We start from the raw sequence: 9306 nt of genomic DNA on the forward strand, positions 1-9306 counted from the left end.
TCATATCTTTCCTAAAGTCATAATTATTTTACCACTATACGGAAATAGAATAAATCCTTGCTCATCTGAATATGAATCTTACTCTTAGAGATAAGGATTTTGAATATAAAAACACCATCTTTCTATAGCGAAAGGTGGTGCTTATTTTGTATCAAGCTTTGAAGTCAAAAACATATGTGGCATCGAAATAAAATTTGATACAATTATGTTAATAGCTGAATTGTAACTATTCCCCAAACAAGCCACAAAGGAGGATTATCATGACTAAACATAAGATTTATACAATGAGTGTCGCAAAAGTTTATCCCTATTATATTTCGAAAGCTGAGAAAAAAGGACGCACAAAATCAGAAGTCGATGAAATCACTCGTTGGCTGACAGGATATAGCCAGGAAGAGTTAGAAGGGCAACTGGAAAAACAGACAGACTTTGAAACCTTCTTTGCGAAAGCCCCCCAACTGAATCCTTCCCGGGCTTTGATCAAAGGTGTAGTCTGCGGTGTCCGAGTAGAAGATATCGAAGAATCAACGATGCGGGAAATCCGCTATTTGGATAAATTAATCGATGAGCTAGCAAAAGGGAAATCGATGGAGAAGATTTTGCGGAAATAATAATGACAAAGAGACACTGATTTATATAGGTTTACTTTTAAGTCATTAATGATCAACCTTTTTTATAAAAAATGTATACGAATTCACAAAAAAGACATCCATTTTGATCAAACATTTTTCGAAATGGATTCTTTTTATTTGTTCTAAAATGGGTTTCTAGAGATGCTTTTTATTTCAAAGTCTTAAAAGGGTTACCATTTTTATCGTATTAAAGTGGTAAAGAAAGGGATGGTTTTGCTCAGGAAGATCTGACAGTAGATCATCTGTAGACAAGATTAGACGTAGGATTAAAAACGAACTGGAGGAAAAAGAAGATTGTCTTAAAACGGTTTTTTTCTCGGAGATCGTTCAGTTAGGATTTTGACTGTCATCGTGCATAATGAAATTTTTAAGAACGAACAAAGAAGAAAGGATGAGTTTGATGAAGGAATACTTTTCGATTGGGGAAACAGCCCGTCTCAATCACATTTCAATTCAAACATTGCGCTACTATGATAAGATTGGAATTTTCAAGCCTCAATATACAGATCAGAACAACGGCTATCGTTATTATCATGTTAAACAGTTCTTTTATTTAGATATCATAAAATATCTCAAATGTATTAAAACACCTTTGGAAGACATTAAGCGCATGATCTCACATACATGTACCCCTGAACGGATGCAAACCTTTCTTGACGAGCAAGAAAGCGTGATTGAACGTGAAATGGAAAGACTCGAACGTGCCAGGCAATTGCTTCATAGAAGAAAGAACCAGCTTCATGAACAAGTGGAGATACGCACTAAAAAAGAAGAAGGTCTAGTTTATGTTCGACATATAGAAGGCCAAACCATTTTAAAAGCAGCGACACCTCAAGTGAATCCTCATGACCAATCAGATTTGTATTACCGAAAATTGGCTGAAGTCCTTGAAGAAAGAGGAGATTTGGTTGATAACTATTATGGACTTATTTATGATTTAAAGCCTTATAAAGATTCCGGTGGTATTTATTGCAACAGTGTTTATACGACCATTCATGATGGAGTAAAGATAGAGATAGGAGGACAAAACATGACGATCGATTCTTTCCCATCCGGTGAATATGTGTGTATCTCATTTGATTGCTCTGCAACAAATTATTTTTCATACTATCAAAAACTGTACCATTTTATTGAATCTCATGGCATCCAAACGGATGAAAAAGTATATCAAATTTCTCTTCCAAACAGCTACGACTCATTAAGAGAAGAAGACTTCCTCACAGAATTTAGAGTGCGGAAAAAATAACGAACCCCTTGACCCTATCGTTGCTATAGGGTTTATGATTTATGCATCGTTCTTATGAATTTGGAAAAGGAAGGATGTATAAGATGAAAAATAAAAGAGGTAAGACGCTTCGCTTACTTATGCGGCAATGGCAAGGCGGAAACAACCCTCCGTATGTACTTGGAGCCCATTTATTTAACGGGCTTGCACCTAAAACGAATGATTCATTTGAAGAAGTGCCTGGATGTAGCCAAAGCCTATGATGTTGCAGGACTTGGGATTACAGAACATTTTCCATGGGATGCGTATAACTTACAAAATATGTTGCAGTGACTTCCATTATTGGAGGATATCAACAAAAAGACGTTGAAACACGTTTTATCGTATTTCAAATTCTAATAAAAAATGAATCTAAAACAAAAGGAGCGATGAATATGAGAGCACCGATAGACGAACCAACTTGGTACTCCTACCCTGGAATGGTAGCTGTCGTTACGGCTCAATATGAAGGTGAAAAAAACGCAATGGCTTCTGGATGGCACACGTATATTGGATCTTCTCCTGGCATGTATGGGGTCTCAATAGGCAAAGGGACATATACTTACAAAATGATTGAGAAAAGTGCTGTTTTCGGTGTGAATTTTCTTCCAGGGAGATGTTCGGAATTAATTCAAGCATTAGGCACACATAGCGGCAGAGATATAAATAAGTTTGAAGCATTTCATATTCAATACGAAGAAGGACGAAAAGCTAAGATACCGATTTTAACAGATGCGTATTTTGCTTATGAGTGTAAAGTACACTGTATATCCACTTTAGGCGATCAAGAGTGGGTTGTGGGAGAAGTTTTACAGAGGTATCAAGATAAAGAGCTTTTCTTAAAAAATGGAATGCCAAATTTAGAGAAGCTGGATATTCCGCTTCATATTGGAGAGTCCAGCTATCGAATACTAAATAGTAGAGCAGAGGAACATCAACATCCCTTTGATCCCAATGCTGATTGAAACGTGCAAGTTCCTTCACCTTCATTGTTGTTTGGTATACTTGCTCATAAAACCCCTATGTCTTGGAACCAAATGAATTTATCTTCTCAGACAAATGATTCGTAAGAGTTGAGGAAACCTTTATCAAAATAAAAGATCATGAATGTCTGTGCAGGGATTCGGCTGGAAATCCATTGATTTATCCTAAGCAAAAAAGAGATTTAAAGACCGTAAAGGTTTCTTAAAGAAGCGTTGCGGTCTTTTTATATTTCTCGATTCATTTCACCAAAGAAAGGTATTTCAACTTTCTCTTTCGATCAACAATAGTGCATAAAGGAAAGAACATTTTCTCAGTTTTTCTTTATCTACAATTTGGCTTAAGTAGCTAAAATGTTATTCATTCTTTCATCTATTTGCGGAAGTTCTTTAATATTTTCCTCTTCTTCTAAAAGTTCTTCTGTTGAAATTAATGTACTATTATATTTGTCATTTTACTAAACCTCATCATAAAGTCAGTAAAGCTTTCCGCAACCAAATAAAATGCGTCCCGTTCATTTGCAGATTCATGATCCCAAAAATGAACTTGCCCTATTGAATCGCTCTCGATAGTCAAGCTTATTTGCAATTGGAATTCTTCTATGAGGGAATTCATCTTTATACGCCTTTATATTGTAGACAAGTGAATGATCATTGTTATTTAATCTATAAAATAAACAGATAGTTATTAATTTGTTTTTCACCCAAGATTATGTTTATGGTTAGTTTAATGTTTAAGAAAGGCTGGGGATGATGAAAAACTTAGGTGGGATTTCAATTTTATTTTTCTTGATCTCGTTGATGGTTTTTGGAATTTCGTTTTTTAATGGAGACCTTTTTTCAGGACCAGTTATGATATTCTTTTCGATTGTTTTTCCGTTAATTGGATTTATTGTTGCACTTGTAAGTAAGAGCGGGGGAACAAAGGTTGTTGGTCTTATCGGGAATGCCATTATTCTTATTGTAGCAGGAGTAATACCAGCTGTTTCGATGCTGTTTTGGAATCAGCCTTAAACAACGGTAAAACGGGGGTTAGTGTCTTTTATTTGTTTTTATATTAAAAGTTTTAAAAGAATAAAATAAAGAAAGCCGGAATATGAGATCCGGCTTCTTCTAATCATTTTCCCTTCGCTTTCTTCCGCTTCTCCTTCTCCGCCCGGTAAAACTCATGAAACATCTTCATCAGCGCCCTCTTTTCAATCCGCGACACATAGCTGCGCGAGATACCGAGTTCTTTAGCAATCTCACGCTGTGTTTTTTCCTTCTTCAAATCAAGCCCAAACCGGCCGACAATCACTTCCTTCTCACGATCATCTAAAATGTCAATGTATTGCTTCACTTTTTCAAGCTCCATATTGAGCTGGATCGTATCAATCACGTCTTCATTTTCTGATTTCAAAACGTCGATCAGGCTTATTTCATTCCCTTCTTTATCCTGCCCGATCGGATCATGAAGGGAGACGTCTTTTTTTGTTTTTTTCAATGCGCGCAAATGCATGAGGATTTCATTATTCATTACAAAAGGGGGGTGCACAGATTTCCCGTAACTGTTTAATTAAATAAATGTTGAGTCAGTTTCCTGTAATAAATCTCAAACGTTTCTTAGCGAATGAAGGAGATACCTTAAATAACCAAGCTGCATTTTTAATTGCATGTGATTGTATGTACGAAAGATTAATATTACGCAACATGAAAGTTGGAATGCAAAAGTGATATGTAAAATAATTGGACTGCCACTCTAAATAATCAGTCCAAGTTGCAGGCACTGTTTTTTTATCGCCTTCATGTCTATATATATGGCAAAATTCATGAGCAAAATCATACCATTGTTCAACTCGGCTTTTTCGGCTGTCCAAGCATATGTTATAAATTCCGCTGTGTTTAAGTGCGAAGCTTGTAACAGGTTTAAACGAAAGCCTGATATCTAATGACTCAGCAATCCGTTCAAAATTAATTTGTTCAGGTTCTGTAATATCAATCTTTCTGTATAAGTTTTCAATCCAATCCTCTAAATGACTGTTTGTATACCTCAAGATAAAAAACCTCCTTAAAGACGACAATCTAAAAATGGATTCGTTTAAATATTATAGGGAAATAAAGACTTTTTTTATAGGGAAATGCGTCTAAGGAGATGGAATATGAATCCGTTTAATAATGGCTGTTTTCGTAAGTATGATGATTTTAACACACATCTGGATTTCTCTAGAAAAGTAAAGGTCTTTGGGGATTTATGTCAAAATAATAGTAAGTACCTTATGCAACAAAAAGGGAGTGTGGTTGTTTAATAAGGAGGGGAACTATGAAAAAAAATATTCACATATTGGGAGCCTCTGGTGTCGGGACTTCAACATTGGGTGTTGCATTATCAAAGCATTTGCCTCATACGCATCTTGATACCGATGATTACTATTGGATAGATAAATTCACTAAAAAAAGAGAAATTCCTGAAAGAAGAAAGTTGCTTGAAAAAGACTTAACAATAAATGAGAAATGGATTCTTTCTGGTGCAGTGTGTGGCTGGGGCGATGATCTAAAAAGTTATTTTGACCTTGTCGTCTTCTTATGGGTTCCACAAGATATACGGCTTGAGAGATTAAGGCATAGGGAATTTCAGCGTTATGGAAACGAAGTGTTAGCCGGTGGCAGTAAATATGAACAATCAAAAACATTTTTAGAGTGGGCTTCTTTATATGATAATGCTGGAATGGAAGTTAGAAGTAGAGCTTTGCATGAACATTGGATGGCAGATTTATCTTGTCCAGTGTTAAAAATTGAAGGCGATTACTCAGTCAATGAAAGAGTTCACCGTGTCTTGGATTATTTGAATTCTAATTAAACTAACGGCTAGCGATTGAAAAAGAAGAACACGCAGCAGATTCACTTGCTCTTGTTGGGGGGCAAGTGTTGACAACCCATTAGCTGGTTTAATTAAAGAAGGAGTATAAAACCTGTATCAATGATGTTACTAGATATCTACGACACAGGTTTTATATTTAGGTAACTAATATTCTTTTTTATTATGCAATAGTTCACTCTATTTCTGCTTTCAATTTTTCGAACCACTCTAAATTAATCAAGTGATGTGAACGGGAATTTTCGTTCATACGGCGAAAGTAATTGATTGTGCCGGGAATTTCTTGAGTGATGGACAGGTATTCATCAAGGAGCTCGATTCGGGTTTTAGTCTGGTCGATTTGTGATTGGATCAGATCCAGTAATTTATTTTTGTCGAATTCATCGGCAAAGAGTAACGCCCCATAAAATTGCAGGTTCACATATTCCGATTTGGTGCCGTATTTAATCATTAATTTTTCGAATTCTGCCCTTCCCGATTCTGTTACTTTAAAGTTACGGATTTCACGCCCACTGGTTGAGGGTTTCTGCTGAATCTGTTCAATAAAACACTTTTCTTCAAGTTGCTGCAGATTGTAATAAAACGAACCTTTCGTGTAATTAACAATGTATTTGTAATGACGTTTTTCCATTAAGGCCAGAAGTTCATAGCCGTGAGCTCCGGGGTTTTGGATTAGCAAGCCAAGGATAAGTAAGGGAATTATGGTTTCATCACCTTCGCCATCCGCGCCTCAAATTCCGCGTACGTGATTTTCCCCGAAGCCAAATCCATACTATGGAGGTAAATCTGTTCTGTTTTAGAATAGTCACCATTCACTTTAAGTGATTGCTCCTCTCCCGAAATGGGTTTCAGGATATGGTGCTTTTTCGAAAAAGCCTCGAAATAGCGGTAACCGAATTTGCGTTGTGAAGCTGCGTCTAAATGAATGCCATCAGGATTCGCAGTCAAACCTGCTGCAGTAACAAAATAACAATTATGTTGTTCATTAGCAAAACGCAGCAATTGTTCATTAACCTGTCGAAATTCGGTCGCGTGCTGTCCAAAACCGGTCTTCCCAAGAAAGTCACCAAGCCCTCCAATAATCAACGGTACCTCATCAAGTTTCAACTCGTTTCTTAGCGTCTCGATGATAAGGGTTAATTTCTCGTAATAAGTTTCATGTAGCGAACGATAACTGTCACTCTCACCCTGGTGCCAAAGGATTCCACAAATTTGACTAGACCGGAGAGCGAAGCGGGCTTCGGACAAAGCATGCTGAAAAAGGATGCCTTCCGGATGCCAGTCATTCAATGAACTGCCACCTTCCGCACAAGGGATCAAGCCAATTTCTTCATCGGGATGAGCTTTCGACCATGCATCTGCAAAAGATGCCGCCAGGCCAACACCGGAAACCGGACGGTCGTAATTAATCGGCTCTGTCATCATCTGCCACTGTCCATTGCGCAGCATTTTTATTTTTTCATTATAGATAGGGTCTACTTCATTCAAAAATCCACGGCCCGCCATATTGGACTGCCCCAACATTAAAAAAGACTTTATCATCTCATTTTTCACTTCTTTACATCAATATTTTGGTCTAATTAGACTATAGTCAATTCAGTTTGTCTTGTAAAGTTTATTAGTATGTATGAAAAACAAACTAACATTGAAAATTTGCTGGATGTATTTGAGAAATAGCAAGTTCTTTGCTTTTTCTTATTCAACTATCGGGGGCTTTAGTTCAATAATGATCTCAATGGGCAACCATGAAAGGGCTACTTTCCTCACCATCCGTTATTAAGCGATTTGAAGAAGTGTTAGGGAAGAGGGCTACACAGTTTACTGCTTCTATCTTAAGCCTGTATAACAGCGAGCAGATGTTACAGAAAACAGATCCTATGAGCGTCATTTCATCTGCGATGATGGCAGCTACACTCGATCTGCCTATAGATAAAAACTTAGGATATGCCTGGATAGTTCCTTATGGAGGAAAGGCTCAATTTCAGCTTGGATACAAAGGGTATATACAGCTTGCTTTGCGAACAGGCCAATATAAGTCCATCAATTGCATACCGATTCATGAAGGCGAATTGCAGAAGTGGAATCCGCTGACTGAGGAGATCGAGATTGATTTTGAAAAACGAGAATCAGACGCGGTAATTGGTTATGCAGCTTATTTTGAGTTGATAAATGGCTTCCGAAAAACAGTGTACTGGACAAAGGCACAAGTAGAAAAGCACAAAAAGAAATTCAGTAAGTCTGATTTTGGATGGAAAAATGATTGGGATGCGATGGCTCTTAAGACTGTATTAAAAGCAGTTTTGAGCAAGTGGGGGATTCTCTCTGTGGAAATGCAAAAAGCAGTTATTGAGGAAGATGAAACAAGAGAACGGATTGACATTACCAATGAAGCAGACAGTTCAGAAATTATTGATTCCGAGCCTTCAAACAAAGACGAACCGGAAAAAACAAGCGAACAAGAAGCTGATCCTTTTGACGGCAAGCCTGTAGACATAAAAGAAGATGAACTTCCGTTCGATTGAGGTAAGTATTCGTGTCAAAAATGCACTCTGTGAAAGGAAGTAGGTGAGTGACTTGGACATAAAAGCAATGGGGTAGTGGTCATACCCCGACTACCATTCAAAGAGTTTAGGGATGAAAAAATTTATGACCACTTGTTCAAAAGAGCTGAATACAGGTAAAATCAAGAGCTAGAACTTGGGCAGACTATTATCAAAGTTGTGGAACTTGCAAAAGATTTTAACTGGTCAGCTGCACAGATCAAATACTCACTAGACCGAATGGAGAAACAGGGATATATCGATCGTCTTCCGCAAAAAAGAGGATTCATTGTCACCATACTTCATTATGCAGGCTACATACAACTAGGAAATTACATGAAGAAAAATGCTCTGGAACCAGCTGAGATAGAACATCAGGGGGTCGAGGACAAAATGAAAAATGCCTTTGAGCTATATGAAAACAAAGTTACTCGGTCAGTCGGCCCGATGGAGGCACAGCGAATTGATACATGGTCGACGATTATGGTGAAGAAAAAGTGATGGGGGCTATCAAGACAGCATTTCAATTAAAGGGGAAATCGGCAAGTTTGTCATACGTTCAAGCCATTTTATCAAATCCATTCACTCAAAAGAGAAAGGAGAAACAATATGGCTATAAACAAAACAGTAAGTATAGACACCGCATTTCAAACAATCATGCAGGAACTCCGGGAAAAGTCAGCCCGCTTTTTGGGAACAAAACAGGCCGCATCCGAAGAAAAGGCTGATTTTGATTGTCCTTATTGTAAGGATCGTGGAATTGTCGTTTATCGGGTTCATAAGGACACTCCTTGGCATTTAGATGAAAAAAGAAGTTGAAATGTTATTGGGTTTAAAAGAAGGAACTCTTAACTCTGTTCAAAAAAATAACCCAATACTTAGTTTGAAAACAGATATATAACGTACAAGCCAGTTCGAAGTTGTTAGTATCATGTAATGATTAAAAAACCCACTTTAAAAGGGACTGACCCCATAAAATGAGACAAATAAAAAACACCTTCAAGTTTGAAAACGGATCGTTGTTATCCGACATTAG

7 protein-coding genes and 5 pseudogenes are annotated in these 9306 nt (G+C 37.3%); 8 read left to right on the forward strand and 4 right to left on the reverse strand.

Translation table 11 applies throughout. The features are described from left to right. The first annotated feature begins 260 nt into the window (after positions 1-260). From ACY3LV_RS18540 to ACY3LV_RS18555, 4 genes are all read left to right on the forward strand, one after another. The gene (locus ACY3LV_RS18540) at positions 261-611 is read left to right on the forward strand and encodes a DUF2200 domain-containing protein (RefSeq protein WP_150223122.1); all 351 of its coding nucleotides are present in this window, start codon (positions 261-263) and stop codon (positions 609-611) included. A 421-nt stretch (positions 612-1032) separates the two neighbouring features. After that, a complete protein-coding gene (locus tag ACY3LV_RS18545; RefSeq protein WP_464864282.1) occupies positions 1033-1878 on the forward strand; it encodes a MerR family transcriptional regulator in 846 nt (281 codons plus the stop codon). A gap of 413 nt (positions 1879-2291) precedes the next feature. Beyond that, entirely contained in the window at positions 2292-2861 is a 570-nt protein-coding gene (locus ACY3LV_RS18550; RefSeq protein ID WP_148962461.1) for a flavin reductase family protein, read from the forward strand. Positions 2862-3626: 765 nt separating this feature from the next. Continuing rightward, the gene (locus ACY3LV_RS18555; RefSeq protein ID WP_187441496.1) at positions 3627-3890 is read left to right on the forward strand and encodes a hypothetical protein; all 264 of its coding nucleotides are present in this window, start codon (positions 3627-3629) and stop codon (positions 3888-3890) included. A 103-nt stretch (positions 3891-3993) separates the two neighbouring features. Here the strand turns inward: ACY3LV_RS18555 and ACY3LV_RS18560 are convergent. Together ACY3LV_RS18560 and ACY3LV_RS18565 are read right to left on the reverse strand one after the other, a co-directional pair. Further along, positions 3994-4392: pseudogene (locus tag ACY3LV_RS18560) on the reverse strand (sigma-70 family RNA polymerase sigma factor); the annotation flags it as partial. 35 nt (positions 4393-4427) lie between these two features. Beyond that, positions 4428-4909, reverse strand: a pseudogene (locus ACY3LV_RS18565) (ImmA/IrrE family metallo-endopeptidase). A 266-nt stretch (positions 4910-5175) separates the two neighbouring features. Between ACY3LV_RS18565 and ACY3LV_RS18570 the strand changes: the two are divergent. Further along, positions 5176-5712, forward strand: a complete 537-nt coding sequence (locus ACY3LV_RS18570) for an ATP-binding protein (protein WP_464864283.1) — start codon at positions 5176-5178, stop codon at positions 5710-5712. Positions 5713-5905: 193 nt separating this feature from the next. On the opposite strand, the gene ACY3LV_RS18575 is transcribed toward ACY3LV_RS18570, so the two are convergent. Further along, complete coding sequence (locus tag ACY3LV_RS18575) at positions 5906-6433, reverse strand: PadR family transcriptional regulator (RefSeq protein WP_333561614.1); 528 nt, start codon at positions 6431-6433, stop codon at positions 5906-5908. Continuing rightward, positions 6430-7272, reverse strand: a complete 843-nt coding sequence (locus tag ACY3LV_RS18580) for a sialate O-acetylesterase (protein WP_148962460.1) — start codon at positions 7270-7272, stop codon at positions 6430-6432. Before ACY3LV_RS18580 ends, ACY3LV_RS18575 begins: the two co-directional genes overlap by 4 nt. Positions 7273-7463: 191 nt before the next feature. Between ACY3LV_RS18580 and ACY3LV_RS18585 the strand changes: the two are divergent. The 3 pseudogenes from ACY3LV_RS18585 to ACY3LV_RS18595 form a co-directional block, all read left to right on the forward strand. Next, positions 7464-8252 (forward strand): annotated as a pseudogene (locus ACY3LV_RS18585) (recombinase RecT); the annotation flags it as partial. Positions 8253-8327: 75 nt separating this feature from the next. Beyond that, positions 8328-8998, forward strand: a pseudogene (locus ACY3LV_RS18590) (DnaD domain protein). Next, positions 8928-9080, forward strand: a pseudogene (locus tag ACY3LV_RS18595) (ATP-binding protein); the annotation flags it as partial. The pseudogenes ACY3LV_RS18590 and ACY3LV_RS18595, both read left to right, overlap by 71 nt. Positions 9081-9306: the final 226 nt, after the last annotated feature.

This window comes from Bacillus sp. 11C (assembly GCF_055486375.1).

What these genes read in the sequence shown, in the direction of transcription:
- ACY3LV_RS18540 (WP_150223122.1), top strand. Translation starts at nt 261, where the DNA reads ATGACTAAACATAAGATTTATACAATGAGTGTCGCAAAAGTTTATCCC.
- ACY3LV_RS18545 (WP_464864282.1), top strand. Translation starts at nt 1,033, where the DNA reads ATGAAGGAATACTTTTCGATTGGGGAAACAGCCCGTCTCAATCACATT.
- ACY3LV_RS18550 (WP_148962461.1), top strand. Translation starts at nt 2,292, where the DNA reads ATGAGAGCACCGATAGACGAACCAACTTGGTACTCCTACCCTGGAATG.
- ACY3LV_RS18555 (WP_187441496.1), top strand. Translation starts at nt 3,627, where the DNA reads ATGATGAAAAACTTAGGTGGGATTTCAATTTTATTTTTCTTGATCTCG.
- ACY3LV_RS18570 (WP_464864283.1), top strand. Translation starts at nt 5,176, where the DNA reads ATGAAAAAAAATATTCACATATTGGGAGCCTCTGGTGTCGGGACTTCA.
- ACY3LV_RS18580 (WP_148962460.1), bottom strand. Translation starts at nt 7,272, where the DNA reads ATGATAAAGTCTTTTTTAATGTTGGGGCAGTCCAATATGGCGGGCCGT.